Origin of the sequence: Citrobacter sp. C13, assembly GCF_014596815.2 — a bacterium.
In the GTDB taxonomy this organism is placed as follows: Bacteria; Pseudomonadota; Gammaproteobacteria; order Enterobacterales; family Enterobacteriaceae; genus Citrobacter; species Citrobacter portucalensis.
Genome location: NZ_CP115025.1, coordinates 222,302 through 240,543 on the forward strand (window position 1 = coordinate 222,302; position 18,242 = coordinate 240,543).

Annotated in this window: 18 protein-coding genes; 8 read left to right on the forward strand and 10 right to left on the reverse strand. The window is 45.2% G+C overall.

The features are described 5' to 3' along the window. Position 1 precedes the first annotated feature (1 nt). From trhH to IB222_RS24435, 4 genes are all read right to left on the reverse strand, one after another. Positions 2 to 1,417, reverse strand: coding sequence for an IncHI-type conjugal transfer protein TrhH (trhH, locus tag IB222_RS24420; protein ID WP_015062998.1), 1,416 nt, complete (start codon positions 1,415 to 1,417; stop codon positions 2 to 4). Beyond that, a complete protein-coding gene (locus tag IB222_RS24425) occupies positions 1,407 to 2,453 on the reverse strand; it encodes a thioredoxin family protein (protein WP_015062999.1) in 1,047 nt (348 codons plus the stop codon). The genes trhH and IB222_RS24425 overlap by 11 nt, the downstream gene beginning before the upstream one ends. Before the next feature lie 615 nt (positions 2,454 to 3,068). Beyond that, positions 3,069 to 3,581 (reverse strand): hypothetical protein, encoded by a 513-nt coding sequence (locus tag IB222_RS24430; RefSeq protein ID WP_015063000.1) that lies wholly within the window; start codon positions 3,579 to 3,581, stop codon positions 3,069 to 3,071. A gap of 5 nt (positions 3,582 to 3,586) precedes the next feature. Beyond that, on the reverse strand, positions 3,587 to 4,384 hold the full coding sequence (locus IB222_RS24435) for a hypothetical protein (RefSeq protein WP_015063001.1): 798 nt from the start codon (positions 4,382 to 4,384) through the stop codon (positions 3,587 to 3,589). Positions 4,385 to 5,140: 756 nt separating this feature from the next. On the opposite strand from IB222_RS24435, the gene mobI reads away from it, so the two are divergent. The 8 genes from mobI (at position 5,141) to IB222_RS24475 (ending at position 15,151) form a co-directional block, all read left to right on the forward strand. After that, positions 5,141 to 5,626 (forward strand): conjugative transfer protein MobI(A/C), encoded by a 486-nt coding sequence (gene mobI, locus IB222_RS24440; protein WP_015063002.1) that lies wholly within the window; start codon positions 5,141 to 5,143, stop codon positions 5,624 to 5,626. Beyond that, positions 5,623 to 6,345 carry a hypothetical protein gene (locus tag IB222_RS24445; RefSeq protein WP_015063003.1) on the forward strand — a complete coding sequence of 241 codons (723 nt, stop codon included), beginning with the start codon at positions 5,623 to 5,625 and terminating at the stop codon, positions 6,343 to 6,345. Before mobI ends, IB222_RS24445 begins: the two co-directional genes overlap by 4 nt. Positions 6,346 to 6,424: 79 nt before the next feature. Then, positions 6,425 to 9,391 (forward strand): MobH family relaxase, encoded by a 2,967-nt coding sequence (gene mobH / locus IB222_RS24450; protein ID WP_223203175.1) that lies wholly within the window; start codon positions 6,425 to 6,427, stop codon positions 9,389 to 9,391. Then, complete coding sequence (gene traD, locus IB222_RS24455; protein ID WP_015063005.1) at positions 9,391 to 11,475, forward strand: conjugative transfer system coupling protein TraD; 2,085 nt, start codon at positions 9,391 to 9,393, stop codon at positions 11,473 to 11,475. Before mobH ends, traD begins: the two co-directional genes overlap by 1 nt. Continuing rightward, on the forward strand, positions 11,475 to 12,578 hold the full coding sequence (locus IB222_RS24460) for a hypothetical protein (RefSeq protein WP_015063006.1): 1,104 nt from the start codon (positions 11,475 to 11,477) through the stop codon (positions 12,576 to 12,578). Before traD ends, IB222_RS24460 begins: the two co-directional genes overlap by 1 nt. Further along, positions 12,565 to 13,227 (forward strand): DUF4400 domain-containing protein, encoded by a 663-nt coding sequence (locus IB222_RS24465; protein ID WP_015063007.1) that lies wholly within the window; start codon positions 12,565 to 12,567, stop codon positions 13,225 to 13,227. The genes IB222_RS24460 and IB222_RS24465 overlap by 14 nt, the downstream gene beginning before the upstream one ends. Before the next feature lie 12 nt (positions 13,228 to 13,239). Continuing rightward, positions 13,240 to 14,421 (forward strand): S49 family peptidase, encoded by a 1,182-nt coding sequence (locus tag IB222_RS24470; RefSeq protein WP_032610470.1) that lies wholly within the window; start codon positions 13,240 to 13,242, stop codon positions 14,419 to 14,421. A 1-nt stretch (position 14,422) separates the two neighbouring features. Then, a complete protein-coding gene (locus IB222_RS24475) occupies positions 14,423 to 15,151 on the forward strand; it encodes a nuclease-related domain-containing protein (protein WP_015063009.1) in 729 nt (242 codons plus the stop codon). Between the two features lie 32 nt (positions 15,152 to 15,183). Here the strand turns inward: IB222_RS24475 and IB222_RS24480 are convergent, their stop codons facing one another. The 6 genes from IB222_RS24480 to IB222_RS24505 form a co-directional block, all read right to left on the reverse strand. Then, positions 15,184 to 15,543: a hypothetical protein gene (locus tag IB222_RS24480; protein WP_015063010.1), complete on the reverse strand. Its 360-nt coding sequence runs from the start codon at positions 15,541 to 15,543 to the stop codon at positions 15,184 to 15,186. Between the two features lie 87 nt (positions 15,544 to 15,630). Beyond that, positions 15,631 to 15,945: a hypothetical protein gene (locus IB222_RS24485; RefSeq protein WP_015063011.1), complete on the reverse strand. Its 315-nt coding sequence runs from the start codon at positions 15,943 to 15,945 to the stop codon at positions 15,631 to 15,633. Between the two features lie 266 nt (positions 15,946 to 16,211). Next, positions 16,212 to 16,352 (reverse strand): hypothetical protein, encoded by a 141-nt coding sequence (locus IB222_RS24490; RefSeq protein WP_154591402.1) that lies wholly within the window; start codon positions 16,350 to 16,352, stop codon positions 16,212 to 16,214. 537 nt (positions 16,353 to 16,889) lie between these two features. Next, positions 16,890 to 17,126, reverse strand: a complete 237-nt coding sequence (locus IB222_RS24495; protein WP_032610472.1) for a DUF905 family protein — start codon at positions 17,124 to 17,126, stop codon at positions 16,890 to 16,892. A gap of 45 nt (positions 17,127 to 17,171) precedes the next feature. Continuing rightward, positions 17,172 to 17,717, reverse strand: a complete 546-nt coding sequence (locus IB222_RS24500; RefSeq protein WP_032610473.1) for a hypothetical protein — start codon at positions 17,715 to 17,717, stop codon at positions 17,172 to 17,174. Between the two features lie 81 nt (positions 17,718 to 17,798). Then, complete coding sequence (locus IB222_RS24505) at positions 17,799 to 18,236, reverse strand: hypothetical protein (RefSeq protein ID WP_015063013.1); 438 nt, start codon at positions 18,234 to 18,236, stop codon at positions 17,799 to 17,801. Positions 18,237 to 18,242: the final 6 nt, after the last annotated feature.

Here is an 18,242-nt window from a genome sequence, read left to right on the forward strand (position 1 = left end):
CTCAGTTACCTGTGCCACGAAGACTTTCCATGAACGCCTTCCTCTTTAATCGGCGATCATCCCATGCTGAAATGACATCAGAGCTGTTACCTACCTGGCTACGGGTGAGCTCGTAAGCTGCTTTTACCTGATTGCTAAGGTTTTCAGATAACCGAGTCAGGTCCTGCCGCCGTCCGGAAAGTGATTCACTGGGGATATTCATAGCGCTGATCTTTGCTTCAACTTGCCGAAGCATGTTAATGACAAGGCTGGTGGCCGCTATTGCACTGATATCCTGGATATAGGCATAGCCTTCAGGGACATCAAAAGTCTGAAGAGAATCAAGAATTGTTGGGATGCCGATATAAGAAATAATGCGTAATTCATCATCAGAGATCCTGACATCGCTGATTGCCTTTGTTTGAACCTGAATTAGGAGGTCTGAAATCGTATCCTTCAGTCCTTTGAAACCACCATCCATCACTTCAGACATAACCAGGCATTGCGACTTTCTCGCTGAAGCAGGATCGGGTACAGGCGAACATTTGAGCATTTTTATGGAGCCACCAGCCGGAGGACCCATGATGAAATCCGATACTGTCATCGTCGATGGACGAACTTCCATCCCCGCTTTTTCACCTTTAGCATCCCAGTTGATAATCACAGTGCCGACAAGCGACATCAGCTGCTCTGCGAGTTTGTAGCCAGATAATTCAGTCACGCCACCGATATTCATAGAACCTTTATCGATGTCCATAAATGACATATAGAAAAGGTTTCCACTGAATTTTTCAGCAAACTCTTCAGGGTCTTTTGCTTTTACCTGGGAGGTCACAGTTTCTGGCGACTTGGTCATTGATGAACCGAAATCAGGCAACAATCCATTAAGAGTACCAAGCATTGAAGCTGGGCCGGAACTGACCGCATTCGCATACTGGCTGGGTGGTCCAACATTTTCAGAAAGAAACGAGTAAGTAGCGTTGCAGGAATCTTTGGCAAATTTGTTCAACGCCTGCAATTTGTTCTGGATATCATTAATAGTCGCAGCACAGTCAGCACAGATTGCCGATACCGCGACATTAAATGCATAAATCGCGGCCCCCTGCGCGATACCGCGAGCAACCTGCACCAACTGATCTCCGTTAATCATACTGAATGAACCGAGGAAAACATCGATGCCGTTACAGCCGACGGAAGCTTTGGGGAAAGACATTGAAACTAAATTGGTATTCACGTTTGTTGTGCGGTAGGAAAAAGAGCCGCCAACCACACCGGTACGGGTGGCCGTTTCAAAACTGGCCGGGCTGGTTGTCGTCATCATTCCATTAAAAATATTACGCATGGCGTTATCGGCACCGGCATTTGGTGCAATCATCGCCGTGCAAACGGCTAACGACAAAAGTAACTTTTTTGCACAAACATGGAGGTTAGCGCGCATATGGGCCTCCTAAACTGCCACCAACATTCAAGTAGTTCACAGGGTCCGCTGTAGGCATATCGTACCCTTCCAACTTCTGGTCCATTATTCGTTGCAATAAGAACGGGTCAGATTCCATTTCTGATTTATTCACTGTAATTACGCCATCCTCACCAATGGTATATTGGCGCTTAATATCTAACGTGGATTGGAATGAGGCATCATCAATCAGGTTCATGCCCTTTGCAGCCAGAATAATAGTATTCTTGAGCTCCTCAGCAGTGATCATACCTTCGCTAATTCGTTGCGCTGATGACCCGTCTTTCGACACAAGGAAAATAGTTGGCACTTCGCGGATTTTGAATTGATCAATAATCTGCGCATTAGGGACAGAGAAATCCTGGAACAACCCATTTTGTAATGGTCTGCCATCCATGCTGACAGGGAGAATGTCGACCGAATAGTAATTCTGCATAAACTGGAGGATTTGACTTTCTTCGTGGCAGAACTCACAGGTACTCTGGAAAAAGAAAAAGAGCCCGGATCTTGTGAAAATATCTTTCATTACCGTCTGCTGGTTTTTTTCCACAACCGTACGATGTGCATCCAAGGCAACCTTCTCAACCGGCTGTCTTCGTTTTTCAGACATCATTGGATTTTTAAGAAAATAATCTTTCGACTTATCCGAAAATCGCGTACCGATATCCAACATTAAACGTTGCGCTGTATAAAACCTCGATAAGTTTTCAGGGGTCGGATTATCCATTGCCTGAGTCAAAAGCCGGGGCATATTGTCCTTTAGCCACTTTGAATTAAGATCAATCTTTTCTTCTTGTACTGGCTGGGACGAAGATGCAACAGGAGGCGTAGTCTCATTAATTTCTTCCTCAGTTTTCCGGGCTGGGTCGTCATACCAGAAAAAACCTTTCTTAAAGGCTTGTCCTGACACAAATGGGGTGTCTTTGATAAGGGTCTGGTCTTCATTTGCATGGACGCCAGTTATAAACAAAGACATCAGCACTAACATCTTTGAAGGCAGTAACGTTAATCGAGTCATTCACCGATCTCCTCATGGAATAGAGGTATGATGGCATAAAAAAAATCACCGGGAGTTCGATAACGGAGTAGATTTCATGCGTTAAAAAACCAGAAATGTGACGCCGACAAAGCCCCAAAAACGACAGTTCAACACAGTGTCCCGGTAAAGACATGGTCTGTAAGAGAGAAATGGATTAATTATATGACGGTACAGTAATGCAAATTCGCGTTGTCATTCAGACAACACTATCCAGATTATGAACGATCCCCGTACTTTGCTGGTTAACGCATAAGGGAATTTATACTTAATTGAATACCTATAAGAAACGAAATTGGCAGGCGCATCATAAAATCTGGACTTTTCAAAGACCGTAATGAATCAAAGAATGGCAATTCATGTTAGTTATACTTACAGAAAATGAACGTTGGAAGGATAGAGCAGACAAAAAAATACGGATGGTAGTAATATTTAACACAGTATGTTTTAGATACGTCAGAACGGAAGCCGTCTGAAAATAAACAGCAACATGAGGAACCATGTGTAACGGTATGCAAGCCAAAGATTTAATAGATAAAGACGACGCAGTCTTTAGATTTTTGGTCTCAGCTTAAAACCACTCACATAAAGTAATAGCTAATCTAACTCCTCCTGAGAATATCTCGCTATTGCAGAGACCGTTGACGACAATCTGCACCGAGGGCAATGAGTATCATTGGTATACGGGACAATGTAAGGCCGCTTGCATTTCGCACAAGTTTCGAGTTCCTCTATTTCTTTCATTGACGTGAGGATCTCAATGATTTTATTGACCTCAGGGGCGCAGACGAAATACCCAAGGTTATGCAGCACGCTCATGATTCGGTTGAAGTCAATATTGCGGAAGCTGGATTCCGGATGAATAGGATCAAAACCGAAGTAATTTACCGCGACATCAATAACCGCAGAAAATGCTCTGCGGTTATCCGAACGACGACTCCACCCTCGAATACCTTTTTTAACGTTTTGTTGAGGTTCCGATCTGAAATCAATATTTTCTGCAACATGGCTTCCATAAAGAATTCTTATTGAGTTTTTATTCGCACCAAGTGACATCGTTTTTGTAGCGCTCAACAACATGTTAGCTTTAGTTTGATCGACTTTAGCCATTTTTATTAATCCTTCAAGAGCACTTTATTTGCCAAAGAGTTGAACACATCCTGACGGTGGCATGTAAACATAGTGTCGTAACGCAATAGTTCCATTAAGTCGTCACTAACTTTACCCAAACGAATGTCGGCAGATAATTCGTATGCCCAGGCAAACACCTTAGATTTTAATGTTGCACTATCATCCCCCAACCCCGGTGTAAAGGCAATTATTCGTGGGAATAGAACGACATCGTTAATTGCTTTGAGTGATGACACACCAACATCTTTTATTGCATCTACGGTAGCAGGCTTTAATCCAAAAAATATACTGACAAACTCAGGTGCAAGCATTGACATAAAGAAGATCTGCATAAAATAATCATTTTGTATGTCTACACACTTGGAGCGTAACTGCTGAATTTTGCTCGGATTATAACAATCTTCCTGCCCATTCAACAAAGTAACTTTTTCCCCTGCATTGTAAATGCCGAAGTCAGTATCGTCACTGTCATATTCACGGATAACGTTAGTGTCACCATCAACAACGGCCATAAAAAATTTATCCCACGAGATCTCTTTACCTAAAGAACGTGGAACGAGGAAACTTCCGGGACGTGTTTCAACTTCGAATGCATTATCAGCCATTGCCCCAAACCCGGTTCCAAATAGACGGCGTTGCAGGAGTGGAGACCCTGTTTGATACATAGAAGATCCGTGAATAGGCAATAACATTAGGAATGCACGGTAACTACGAATAATCGAAATCTCGGTACGTAATAGTTTACCGAGTAGGTTACGCGTTATGTTATCTGATTCTGACATGTGCGGATTGTCCTTGCGTCAATACAATTGTACTAATCTTCTACATGAAATTAAAGTTTGGTTTTTGAATGATGAAAAGTAACTTTTGGAATTTTAATACTGCCTATTTGAGTCTTAAAACTAACCATTCATCCATTGGCCTTACTTGTAACACTTTTTGACCAAACTAACCAGAATTTTATCAAAAAACCCTGCGCTTGCTAACGAAATTTTAATCGCTTAAAAAAATAGCAAAGCCCGAATCGTTATCGGCATTAAGCGGCAATAACATTAGCGAAAAAAGCGATTCAGGATGAATATTTTTCCGATTGATTAACATGACTACTACATAGGGTCACTTCTTGCCGAAAAGTGGTCCTATGAAGCCTCGACATAGGGTCACTTCTTTGTGAAAAGTGACCCTATGTAGCCAAGACATAGGGTCACTTTTTTTAAAAGTGGCACTATGCGCAAAAAACATAGGGTCACTTTTGTTTAAAAAGTGGCACTAGATATATGTATAACTTAGTAAGTAAAACAGCACTTTTCAGATCACGGTCTCAAAATACCCATGGCAGAAAAAGTTACTTTTCTGCCGCGCTTAAATGCGCCCATCTCAGCCGTTCCCGTGTTCATCTGGAGCTGCGCACTATCTGTATTCCTCACGCCTCCGAAGCCCCACCTCAAAATTCTCGATAAAAATCACGGAAAAAAGTCCTGTTTGTGAAAAAAAAATAAAAACCACTTCGGTATAGTGATTTCACATCAGGAGGTCACATGTCTAATTCGAAACTAATAAAGTCACTAGAATTATCACGCAGTTTGATGCGTTCACAAATCGAGGTTCTGCGGGAGGCAGCTGAAGACCTTTGCACAAATTACTGGATCGAGTGGAAAGAACGGAATCATCTGGAGATTAATTTACCCCGGCCTAACAATACGCTAAAGCGTGAGTATCTGGGTTCGTATGCGCCGAAAATTGAATTAATCGGTAATGCCAAAAAAGTTACAATCACCTGGCATAAGTTCAGCCCGTTTAAAACCAGGTCTCCCAGTCATATGTCGAAACGGATTTCTGCGATGAAAAGCGGAAAATATTCGAAAAGCTGCTTTGTTAATCATGCCTTCTGGGAATATGAAATGATCGAAAAAACGGAGGGAGTACTAGAACCCTACAGAGAATTACTTGAGTTCTATCATACTGCGTATATCGAACTGGGACGCAAAATCCGTAAATACTCAAAATCAGAGGTGGCACAATGACCGACGTAACAATTAATGAAAGCAAGCAGAAGACACCTGATGTAAATGCCCGCTCCTCTCAGACTCCTGAAGATAGCCGAAGAGCCACGCAAAGTAAAAATGAACATTACGGCATGGCAACAGTAACTATTACTCCAGGCACGCCAGACTTTAACCGATTTCTTACGGCACGGAATCGTTCCGTAATAAGAGGCTTTAATGATGTTAGCATTGCTATTTCATCATTATTCAGGACGGTTAATGCGGTAAAACACCCTGAATTGGTGCAGGCAATTCAGGACTGGTTTAATGAATTGCACGACGAAAACAATTTGATGAAGCAGAATCTGGAGGCCCACATCGCCACTATTAAGGTTGATGAAAGTGATCCATTCTTCTCATCAACTGAGTTTTCTCCGTTCAGATTTGAATCTGTCCAGTTAAACTTCAACAACCAGAACACGATGCGATTTTATAAGCACATCTTTGAAATGAACAACCTTCTGACCCAGATGTATAAATTCAACTCTCTGGGTCAGCTGCCGGTTAGCGATTACAACGTAATGGCGCACAATATTATCCGAAGTCTCAACATGTATATCGAACGGGTCAAAAAAACACTTAACGTGTCGCGCCGTGTAAAAGGTTCTTACAGTCCTGATGAGTTTATCGAAAAGGTAAAACAGTACAAAAGCGTGCAGGCATATATTGCTGCGGAACTATCTGGTAAACGCCAATAAGGATTATTTGATGAATTTCAGGGCGCTATTCCTAAGTATACAAAGAGTTTTAGGCATCTTCTCCAGTAGGGAGAATGATGTGGCTGAGTTAATGATGAAGGATGTTTCGAGTCTTTCACCATTTGCTCAGATTATAGGGGATCAGAAATACACTGTACCGGATCACCCGAATCTTGAAGTCCTGAAATTCATTGAGTACCCAACTCGGCCAGCTGGGATACAAACGTTTAATGAGCAGTCTATTCTTTCTCTTTACAGAGATAAACTGCACTCAATCTCTATGATGCTGGCAATAAGTGATGGAGACATCCGTGAGGATGCCTTTACCTTCACCAATCTGGTTTTAAAACCATTGATTGAATACATCCGTTGGATTCATTTACTTCCTGCTTCAGAAAACCACCACCATAATGGTATTGGCGGATTGTTGTCACATAGCCTGGAAGTTGCAATGATTTCTTTAAAAAATGCCAATCATTCTGAATTGCGCCCAATTGGGTATCAGGATGAAGAAGTCATTCGCCGAAAAGTATATCTCTATGCCGCTTTTATCTGTGGCCTTGTGCATGATGCCGGAAAGGTATATGACCTCGATATAGTAAGTCTGAATCTGAATGAAACTTTAACATGGGCGCCAAGCTCGCAAAGCCTGCTTGACTGGGCACGTGAAAACAATGTTGTCGAATATGAAATACATTGGCGAAAACGCATTCATAACCAACATAATATATGGTCAAGCGTTTTCCTTGAGAGAATATTAGATCCGGTCTGTATGTCATTCCTCGACCGTGTCAAAAAGGAGCGCGTCTATGCAAAAATGGTTACGGCACTGAATGTCTATAACGATGGCAATGACTTTCTGTCCAAATGTGTAAGAACCTCAGATTATTATTCAACGGGAACTGACCTTAATGTATTGAGGGACCCGATAATGGGTCTGCGGTCGAATGATGCTGCGGCAAGAGCAATAGGTACCATTAAGCATAACTTCACCAGTATTAATATTAATAACTATAAATCCAAACCCATGCACATCATTATTGTAAACGGTGAAGTTTACCTCAATGAAAACGCCTTCCTCGACTTTGTACTTAGTGATTTTGCGGCCCACAAGTTCAACTTCCCACAGGGGGATGCAGGTAAAACTGTACTAGTAGAGTCGCTGGTTCAACGGGGTTATGTTGAGCCTTACGATGATGAGCGTGTGGTTCATTATTTTATTCCCGGGACATACTCGGAAAATGAAATAGCCAGCATCTTCCGAAACGGTATCGGTAAGCTGGAATTTTATAATCTCCTGAAACTTCGCTGGATCGGGTTAATTTTTGACTCATATAAAATCCCGGATTCTGTTCCGGGCCTCTTCAGCGTTAATGCAAATAAAGATTTCATCTATATTGATGAACAGAAAACTGTAACAGAATACAGAAGGCCGGTCCCGGGTCGTGAGTCTGTTACCAGAGTAACGGACACCGTAAGCGACGCCATTGAAGATACTCCACAATACGGACTCAAACTCGTGAACGGCCCTGATGCCGACAGTGTCAACGGTAAAAGCAGTGAAAATACTGAAGCCATCACAGAAAGTGTGGAGGCGGCTGGCACGGATAAAGCAACCGATATTATTGATCCGCAGGTTACTACGCCAACAGATACAGCCGGAACAGGCGGCTTGGATGAAAAGGAACGGGTAGAGGAACATGAAGAGCAGAGTCAGATGCGTCTGGTCGAGCAGCTGCATGAAATGCTTCTGAGCGCCCCACTGCCCCACAACGCAGTCATTAATATTGATTCCGTACCTTACCTTAATCTCGATGCTGCTATTGCGTTAATCCCTGGTATTGATGAGGCGGCATTTTGTGATGGGCCCTTTTTCCAGCTGACGTACCGTGATGGATCACTGGATGGTATGTGGATAGTCCGTGACGTAAACAATCTACGCCTGATACAACTGGGGGATAACTGTGCTGGTATTCAGGTGAGCACCTCGGAACCCCGAACCACTTCTACGCTGAAGTCGCTTTTTGATACGTCAATGTACCAGCCGTTGGATATCCCTGAAAGTCCATCATTAAACGAAGCGGTTTCGCCCCCACAAACACCGCTTGATCTCCCTCCGGCGCGACTGAATACCCCCCAGGCTGTAGAGGCCAATTCGGTAGCTGAACAGATTAACGCCCACTCCGAACCGGAGACCGTCACTGCTTCTGAGTATGAGCAATATGGCCACCTGCTGGAAGAAACCCTAGATAGCGATAGTGAGGCATATTCTGACTTTATAGTCGCCGACAACTCTGTGGTTGAACCCCCCCAGCCTGAGGCGAAAAATAGCGATGTCGCCGAATTCCATGATGAAACAGACCAGGTCGTTGCGCCCGGTAAATTGAATGATCCTGAGGATACCAGAGAGCCACCAGCTCCCAATACAACCGGGAAAGAAGTAATTTTAACAAGTCCTGTGTCATCACAGGACCCTATAAAATCGGAACCCGCCGGGGAGAAAGCGAACCATCTATCTCCGGCCCTGGCTCGTCTGTTTGCGGTAAACACTCAAGCAGAGAAGAAGCATGAAAATCCGCCGGTCACGACTCCAGTGAAAGAAGCCTTTAATCGATCCAACTCTGCCACAGTTCAGGCTCCTATTGCCGTTGACCAACCTGGTGCAGAAGAAAAGGAGACACTGGAAGATTTTACCCTGCTAAGTGGCGGTGAAGTTACAGAACTTGAATACGTCGAAATTGCCACAATGCTTCACCACATTCTGACTAAGTTATCTGGGTCGTTTAAAAGAAAGCGGAAAAACCGATTCATGGTTTTGACCCAGAACACCTTTTTTCTGACCCAGTCATGTGTTGAAAAATACGGGACGCAGTTAAATGCGCCTGAGCTTTTTAACCAGCTTCCTCAATACCAGGTCACCTCCGGCGCCATAGTCAATACAAAATGTTTCGCATTCAACATGCCAACTCTGGTAGCCGCATCCGACCGGGCAAAGGTCGATATTGAGTTAATCATTAACACACTTAAAGATGTAGGGAATCTATAATGGCAAAATCAAAAAGGACCAACCTGCACGCCCAGGAAAACTTTTACAGGCCGATATTGGAGTACAGAAGTGCCTCAGTACTTTTAATTTGCGCCATAATAATGCTGTTTATGGGGTTTCGATCAGATGGGTTGAATATTGCCCCCATCATTTTGTATACCGCTGCCTTCATGCTTTTGGTTTGTTTGTACCGCTGTAAAACGGCATACCCTTATTTGATGGCGCACTGGCGCGTGTTTCAGCGCCAGATTATGTTTATTAGCCTTAAATCGCTCAGGTCGATCAACAAAAGTAACTTTTTCTCTAACGAGCGAAAGTACCGCCAGCTGGTACAAGAGTATAAAAAATCCAACCGTCAGGTACCGGACAGAAAAACCTACTTCTGTAACGGCTTTGAATGGGGTCCCGAGCATGCAGATCGCGCGTATCAAATTGCCAATCTCTCAAGCGATAAAAGAGAGATAGCCCTGCCATTTGCCCTAAACCCCATAGCGCGGCATTTTGAGGCGATGGCCAGATCCATGGGTGGCAGTAACGCCATTTTTGCTGTTGATAAACGGGCGCCAATTTTTGTTACCGAAGATAACTGGTTCGGCCATACCCTCATTACCGGAAACGTCGGTACCGGTAAAACAGTCCTTCAGCGGTTATTGAGCATCAGTATGCTGCATTTAGGCCACGTCATTGTGGTTATTGATCCAAAGAACGACGCAGATTGGCGGCAGTCACTTATGGATGAAGCGGCGGAACTTGGGTTGCCATTTTATAAGTTTCACCCTGCCCAGCCTTCTTCTTCAGTGTGTATTGATGTCTGCAACGCTTATACCAATGTTTCGGACCTCACCTCACGCCTTCTTAGTCTGGTTTCGGTTCCCGGGGAAGTTAACCCATTCGTACAATATGCCGAGGCTCTCGTTTCAACTGTGATCACCGGTCTGTCTTACACGGATAAAAAACCGTCGATATATCTCATTCATAAAAACATGAAAAGCCACATGGCAATCCTGAACCTCACCGTAAAAGTTCTGGAATGCTGTTATGCACGGCACTACGGGCCCGATGTATGGATGGAAAAGGTGAAATATTCTTCGAATGATACTCTACAAGTCCGCTTTAAGCGCCTTGTTGAATGGTTTTCTGCCCACTTCTTGAATTATGAAGGTGCCGAGCCCATTGATTGGATTGATACCGTCGGCCGGTTAGTAGATTATTCTTTGTCTGATCCTGAGCACATGTCAAAAATGACAGCGGGTATTATGCCGCTGTTCAGTCGTCTGACCGAACAACCACTGAATGAATTGCTTTCGCCGTCACCTAATTCACTCACTTCGCGTGAAATAGTCACTTCAGATGGAATATTCAGTACCGGAGGTGTTCTCTATATCTCGCTCGATGGTCTTTCCAACCCGGAATCCGCCCGGGCTATTTCGCAGTTGATAATGTCAGACCTGACGTCCTGCGCGGGTAGTCGCTATAACTCTGATGATGGTGATATGTCCTCACATTCAAGGATCAGTATTTTCGTCGACGAAGCACACTCCGCAATCAACAATTCAATGATAAACTTACTCGCTCAGGGTCGTGCCGCACAAATTGCATTGTTTATTTGCACGCAAACCATTTCCGATTTTATTGCAGCAGCAAACGTTGAGACTGCAAATCGTATTACGGGTCTGTGTAACAATTACATTAGCCTGCGGGTAAACGACACCCCAACGCAAACGCTGGTTGTAGAAAACTTTGGTAAAAGTCCAATTAGTACAAATATGGTCACGTATACGACAGGATCAGAAACCACTTTGCCGCATAATAACTTCTCTGGTTCGATATCAGAAAGAAAGCAAACAACGCTGGAAGAAAGTATTCCGAAAGAGCTTTTAGGCCAGGTTCCAAAATTTCATATTGTGGCCAGACTTCAGGATGGTCGTAAAGTCGTCGGGCAGATCCCGATTGCCGTAAGTGAAAACTCGATGAGACCCAATACAACATTATTGGAGATGTTCCTGAAACCAGCCGGAAAAGTAACTTTGCGTCAGAATGTGGGTTTAGACTATTTAAATAAACATCTAAGGAAATTGCATTGATGGACGAGCAAATTACTCTGACACAAAATCAAATTTTCAGTTCATCTCTGAAAGTCAGTAAAAGCCGTTCGCTTGTTAAACGGCGTATGCAGTCATTAGGCCTGAAGTTTGCCGATTCGCAGGATGTTCGTGACCGTCTGGCAGGGATTGAAAAAGGTGCTTTGAAATCTGTGGGGCAATTTTGCCATGACAACGATGCTGAGTCTTTATCAGCGCTGGCTATTATCCTTTCCGAGCTTTTTCTGCTCCAAGGGGAACTGTCCACCAGCAATGAATACGGTGACCATGAAACAAGTTACTGGTCCGTAGCTCAGGGACCTTGTGATGAATGGGTTCAGTCTCTTCTTACGAGCGAAGACGGACAGCGAAAATTTATTGGTTTTCGCATTACATTCGACAATTCTGAAGAGCGCCGCCGCCTTGTTGATAAAAATTCAAAAATGCTGGGGAGTTATTTACTTCCCTATTTTGTCAATTTTACGAGTGCTGCATCGGCGTTTATTACGCTGCCTGACAGCGTCACGTTTAAACAAGTACAACGCAATAAGCCACTCATTCACCCTGAAACCACATTAAGTCACATTCTTACCATAGAAGACTCGGCGTTTCTCTCTCGTATCAAATTTAAACTAATCTCGGCGATTGACCGCCTGCCCGACCCGACCGGGCTGTATGCCAATATGTTCAACCACATTATGGACCGGGCACTATTAACACACCTCGACCGGGAGCAAATTGATAGCCCTTGTGTGTGCAAAAAGGTCATCTCAACCTACGCAGACACCATGCTAACGCTCCCGGTATTTAATACAGGGATCACCGGGAGATACCGACACTGGACGCCCTGGGGGATTAATTTTGTTGAGTTTAGCCGTCAGGCTGCAAAGGAAAAAGCCTGTGTCTATGTTCCTGAACCCGGTCAAATTCATTGGAAAAGTCCGGAGCATAAGGAACTGGCTGAGTTCAGCCTGATCAACCACATAATCCCGCAGCAATACCACTGGTTGCTGGGTGTGCCAACAATCTGGCGAAGCCACTACCGTGACCATGGCGACCGATTAGACTTATTCAGGGAGTGGAGGGACGCAAATGGCTGCGGATAATTCTGCACGGGCAGTATTCATCAGAGGACTGCTTTTTTTAGGGATGATGCTTTATCTTATTTATAGTCTGGGCTTCCAGAATACTGACGATCTAAAGCAACAAATCACTCAGGAGGTGAACGCCAGTCGTAGCCTCATTTCTAATGACCGGTGGTTGTCGGTTATTGCAAATAGTGAAGCTACTTTGTCGACTCTGATTAATGACTATAAGCTGATCGAATATCTGAATACGATACTGATCCCGGAAACGACGAAACCTGCGCGTGGGCTGAATTACGTTGCAGAGAAGATGTCATCGGTAAACTACACTGTGGCAAAGAATCTCCCCTTGCTCATTTATCAGTCCATTTTCCGCTGGAATCTGATACTCGGCTGGCTGATTGTGTTTTCACCTTACTTAATTGCTATGCTCGCTGACGGCATGTATCAATGGAAATTAAAACGTTACGTTTTCGGTAATGTAACCGTTCAGTTTTACAGGATCTGGTTCAGAGCCTTCTGGATAATTGGTGCATTAACCTTTGTTTACCTCTCAATGCCTAATATGTCTCTTTTTAACAATATCGCTCAACTGTTCCCCCCTGTCGCATTGCTGATATTGGGAATTGCACTCAACCGCTTGTGGTCTAACTTTCAAAAACTTATGTAATAAGGTGGTCAGATGTTTAACCGTAAAAATAAGAAGTCACCTGCCAATATCAAAGAATCGCTTGATGAGAACGCTGACCGTTTTTATAAGATGTTCCGAATCCATACCACCTCAAAAGTGGTTATTTCCCTTCTGGCATTAGCAGCAGCAGGGGTTTCGGCCTTTAATATTTACGATAAGTATCAGGAATCAGAAGGACGAATGGATCATATTGCCGTCGTGCGCATATCGGGAGAAATGGGCACCGGGTCAGAGGCCGGTGACGGTTCTGTGATAGCCGCAGCACTGGCAAAAGCGTACAACAACCCGCATGCCAAAGCTGTCATTATCGAGGCGGAGTCAGGTGGTGGCGGACCTTCAGACGCGATTATTATTTATCGCCAGATTAATGCACTTCGAAGCCACCAGCAGAAGATTGAACGTATTTCACATGCGGAATCCGCAAGCAAGACCCGTAATACGGGTGATACCAGTGCTTCACGCTCGCAGGACGATATCAATGCCGAACAATCGAAACGCAATACCCTGGAGGTCCTCTCCGCCGGGAGTGGCCGTTTCATTGCCGATATGGAAACCAGCTATAAGCCTATTATCGTTAGCGTCAAAGGCATTTGTGCTTCAGCGTGCTACTACGCCGTGTCCCCTGCTGACGCCATTTATGCAGATAGCAGCGCTCTGACCGGCTCGATCGGCATACGAATGGATCACTGGAACCTGTCCCGCGTCATGGATACGGTCGGTGTTAAAAATGAGCCGCTCACAGCAGGGGAATTTAAAGCTGCACTCGACCCTTATCATCCGCTTTCCGAGGCCACCCGGGATTTTATGCAGAAGCAAATCCTGGATTCCATGCATGAAAAATTTATTTCGGACGTTGAGCAAGGCCGGGGTAACAAACTAATTAGCCGCCCGGAGGCAAATGCTGTCGCTCTGTATTCCGGCCGGGTATGGACAACGCAGCAAGCAATCCAGTACGGTCTCATCGACGGTGACCTGACACCAGTCGAGGTCCGTTCGCGTCTGTCTCAAATGTATTCGACCACTACATTCAAAACGTACAACGAGCCGCAACGATCGCTTCGCTCCGCGCTCGGTATGTTAATGAGCCTGTCAACCAACATCGAAACGCTGGCGGGCACAACCTCCCGGTTACTTGATTCTGTTCAGGCCACCAGCTATCCGACGGTGAAATAAGATGGACGTGATCCTGATGGCGTGGCGGGTGATAGCAATAAGTATTATTGCCCTGGTACTCATTGTGCTTTATTGCTTGATGGGATTCGTATCGTCAGCCATTGCTGAACGCAGGACGGCCAAGCAAATTGAAGCGTACCTTCCTGATGATGCAGAAGGCCTTCTGAGCGATTTAACTCTGCCGGTTAGTGCCACTGGCACCACGCAGATTGATCACGTCCTTATCGCCTCTCATGGGCTCTACGTCATCGAGCAGAAGAACTATGCTGGAAAGCTCTATGGGAAGCTGGATGAAAGCCACTGGCGAAAATGGAAATCGTCAGGGACACTAAAGTTACAAAACCCGTTCAGGCAAAACTACGGTCACATCAAGGCCATTCAGTCTACATTACGCGCCAGCGAACTGGAGTGTATCAATGTTGTCATCATTAACGGGCCCTGCAAGTTTGAAGGTGAGAAGCCAGACTGGCTTTGCATGGGTATGGGTGATTTTGTTCGGAAAGTCACTGAGCGGCGCCAGTTAACTGTATTCAAGCCTGAGGCAGTAAGTTATATCCGTGGGGAGCTGAAGTTAAAGAGAAAGCCTCCTGGCCTTTATACTGATCTGGACCATATCCACAACGTTACCACCAGATACAAAACAACTATGCGATTGGAGCAGCGTATTACCTATAACCTTTTGCGCTTTCTTCGGAATCTACCGGGTAAAATATTCGGTTCGACAAAGTAAAAAAAAGCCCTGCTAATTTATGCGGGGCTTTTTTATGGATTCAACACCGGAATATTTTGCCATGCTTCCTGCATAATTTGCATGACCTCCCCAATGGGTAGCGACGGCCATAAGACTGTGTCAGTCATGATTACGCCAACCGGCTCACATTCAATGGGAACCAGAATTAAAATCACACGAGTCCCTTTAACCTGATACGCAAGATTAACTACCGCCTGTCTGTAGGTTGCCAGAACACCAGAACCGTACTCCGCTGGTTTGCTGGCCCAGTTCCGTACCAGAGCATAAGCCTGCGGCATATAACGATTATCCAGAACGCCCTGTGGCCGACGAAAAGGCACAATATCATCGGAGCGGTAGATAGTAGTGGTGGTTACGTTGGCCGTTGTCATTATTAAACTCCTCCCGTCCAACCCTATTAAATCTGAATGAATAGGGTTCAACTAACAGTTCCTAGTCGTGAAAACTGGCTAGTGTAGCTAGAATTTTTGTTCCATTTGTTGAGCTTCAAAATCTCTCGTTGCCTTCAATAATGAAGCGCCACTGTAGTACTCCGGTTCAGTAATATCATCCTCTTTATTCAACCATTGCGAGGCTGATTCATTGCCTGTCTTAACTGTACTCACATCGCTGCCTTGGTATTTGGGCAACATTACGGCATCCACTTCTTGATAAACGCCATTGCGTTTCACCAGGATTTTAACCGCTTTCGCTTTGCTGCGTTTTTCGCGCACTTTATTAACCAGATACAGCACGACAATCCAGCCTACCAGTACGTAAAGAAAAGTATTCATAATGCCCTCCTTTGTATGTGTCCATTATACCAGGTTCCGTCCCAGCCCAAATAGGTTCGGTGCATGAAAAATAGACTTTCCCGCTTGAATCTGCAAATCACCTCCGGCGTGCCTTTGCTGCCCCGAGAGATATTTTCTTTCCGGATGCGTCTGACAGATTCAGAAAAGGTACTTTTCTGCACGACGGATTTAATTTAGATTCTCTGACTTCACGCCCCACCAGCCAGAGCCCACGGCCGCAACCTTTACGAAAAAAACCGTCAAAATTACCAATGTCGATAGCTCCCCACCAGCGGACGCCTGCGAACAGCATCAATCACCACCACCCCCACATCCGCCACCAGCGTCACCACCACCCCCACATCCACCATCACCGCCTGAGGTATCGGGGGTAAAGAAGGAACCATTTCCGTCGGCAATCCCCCCTCTCTTACTATCCTGCGTATACCGACGCCCTTCGGTCTGGGAATGGCAAAGTGCCTTTTTATTACGGGCTCTCAAAAATAGACAGCAGAAAAGACATACAACCACATAGAGGGTTAAAACAATATGGAGAATCATAAGCACCAGTGAAATCCTGTGAGTCATCGTTAATTGTCTGAGTATTTATATCAAAGTCCCTCGCGCTTAATTTTTGCTAGCACGTCCCTTTTCTCTCGATCGCGAATTAAGATGGCTCAGTTCAGTTACAGACGACACACCGCAGGCATCCGCCAGGCATATCTACACGCAGGTCGGGAGGTCACGACGATTTCTTTCCGGATGCAAGATACCTTTTCAGTTCCCCGGCGCCATCTCGGCACCGGGCGAAACCATCTGCATGCGGGTCAGACTTATACCACCAGCTGTGGGCCCCGGGCAGACCCAGACTCCCTTCCCCGTTTGCCAGCACTGACAGCTGAGTCCATAAAAAGAAACCCGGAGTTACCGGGTTCTTGTGCTGATCAGCTGGCCTTCAGTCCGTGGCTTTGCAGGTGGCTATTGAGCGCATCATAGGCATCGGGTTCATAATTCCAGTTACGCCAGATCAGCTGGCGATCGTGGTCGCGATGATTACGGATGGCAATCTGGAAATGGCCTGCTGGCTGGAGGTTTTCGATAAAGACGTTCTGGTAACCGGCGGCAACGGCGCGGGCTTGAGCCAGTGATAACGGTGATTCGTTGCTGAAAAATCCGCTCATGGGCATTTCCTTCATAATGGCCAGGCCTGAGCCTGGCACTGGGTGTCAGGCCACAAGGCGTTTCGCGAGTTTAACGAAGTGATCTTGGTTGTTGTAGAGCGGCATCTGATAGGCCCGGTCTGAAATAAACATCCGGATCTGGTCAAATGTCATGCCGCAGTTAAAGCCGGTTTCGCTGACATTAGCCCGGGGAAAATCGGCGCAAAATTCGTTTAACACCTTCTCATGGACAATGCCGATATTAAGGAGTCCGGCAGGTCCGTTATCACGGAAAGACACCACCCGGAATGCACCGTACCAGCCCGACTGGCAGAAGAAGGTAAACGCCTGGTTCGCAAGTCCGTTAAACAGCTCGTAACGCAGGCTGGCACTTAGCGATTGACTGTCCAAGCAGTACACACGGTTGATGAAGACGCCTGGGTCGATATTTGCAGGGGTCTGCCCGTAAGCAATACACGGCATAGGCATTTCCGCAGTGTCTTTGTTATCACCAATTACTTTATATTGGGTGGCGATGATATCCGCCAGCATTGATCCACCAAGTGTGTTAATTGCTGCGATGTCGTTAATCTGAATATTAAGATTTTTCATATTTCACCTCGTCGTTTTTTATTATTATTCCACAACCGGTTTCGTGGCTAATAACCTGAAGTGAAATATTTAATAAATAATTCAGTACGACAGACACAAGCCGGTTGACCGTTCAAAAATGTCCTGTAAATGAATACCACAGACATCCAGATTAAAGCGGACAAGCTCTGCTTCATTATTTGAAGTAGAAAATAAATAAAAATCAAATCCACCTGTATTATCATCTTTGAAAATTCTGAAGGAATTATTATCAACAGCGTCGGCCAGTTCAACGTGAACGCCATAGCGCACTTCACCGTCGTCAAACTGTGCAATTCGGCGCACAGATTTAAGACGGACAAATTTCGCCAGCTCCAGTTCGGGCGCCTGGGAAAACGTCAGTGCCTCGAAGATGAGATCAGCCGTTTCATGTTGCTTCCTGCGGTCGAACTCAAACAAACCGCCACCGTTGTTGCGATAGACCGGCTGAAGCGCATTGACCAGGTTGAACGACTGCCGGTTCCTGTCATATCTGTACATTTAAAG

Coding starts and splice junctions, on each gene's coding strand:
- trhH (WP_015062998.1), bottom strand. CDS start 1,417: ATGCGCGCTAACCTCCATGTTTGTGCAAAAAAGTTACTTTTGTCGTTA.
- IB222_RS24425 (WP_015062999.1), bottom strand. CDS start 2,453: ATGACTCGATTAACGTTACTGCCTTCAAAGATGTTAGTGCTGATGTCT.
- IB222_RS24430 (WP_015063000.1), bottom strand. CDS start 3,581: ATGGCTAAAGTCGATCAAACTAAAGCTAACATGTTGTTGAGCGCTACA.
- IB222_RS24435 (WP_015063001.1), bottom strand. CDS start 4,384: ATGTCAGAATCAGATAACATAACGCGTAACCTACTCGGTAAACTATTA.
- mobI (WP_015063002.1), top strand. CDS start 5,141: ATGTCTAATTCGAAACTAATAAAGTCACTAGAATTATCACGCAGTTTG.
- IB222_RS24445 (WP_015063003.1), top strand. CDS start 5,623: ATGACCGACGTAACAATTAATGAAAGCAAGCAGAAGACACCTGATGTA.
- traD (WP_015063005.1), top strand. CDS start 9,391: ATGGCAAAATCAAAAAGGACCAACCTGCACGCCCAGGAAAACTTTTAC.
- IB222_RS24460 (WP_015063006.1), top strand. CDS start 11,475: ATGGACGAGCAAATTACTCTGACACAAAATCAAATTTTCAGTTCATCT.
- IB222_RS24465 (WP_015063007.1), top strand. CDS start 12,565: ATGGCTGCGGATAATTCTGCACGGGCAGTATTCATCAGAGGACTGCTT.
- IB222_RS24470 (WP_032610470.1), top strand. CDS start 13,240: ATGTTTAACCGTAAAAATAAGAAGTCACCTGCCAATATCAAAGAATCG.
- IB222_RS24475 (WP_015063009.1), top strand. CDS start 14,423: ATGGACGTGATCCTGATGGCGTGGCGGGTGATAGCAATAAGTATTATT.
- IB222_RS24480 (WP_015063010.1), bottom strand. CDS start 15,543: ATGACAACGGCCAACGTAACCACCACTACTATCTACCGCTCCGATGAT.
- IB222_RS24485 (WP_015063011.1), bottom strand. CDS start 15,945: ATGAATACTTTTCTTTACGTACTGGTAGGCTGGATTGTCGTGCTGTAT.
- IB222_RS24490 (WP_154591402.1), bottom strand. CDS start 16,352: ATGGTTCCTTCTTTACCCCCGATACCTCAGGCGGTGATGGTGGATGTG.
- IB222_RS24495 (WP_032610472.1), bottom strand. CDS start 17,126: ATGAGCGGATTTTTCAGCAACGAATCACCGTTATCACTGGCTCAAGCC.
- IB222_RS24500 (WP_032610473.1), bottom strand. CDS start 17,717: ATGAAAAATCTTAATATTCAGATTAACGACATCGCAGCAATTAACACA.
- IB222_RS24505 (WP_015063013.1), bottom strand. CDS start 18,236: ATGTACAGATATGACAGGAACCGGCAGTCGTTCAACCTGGTCAATGCG.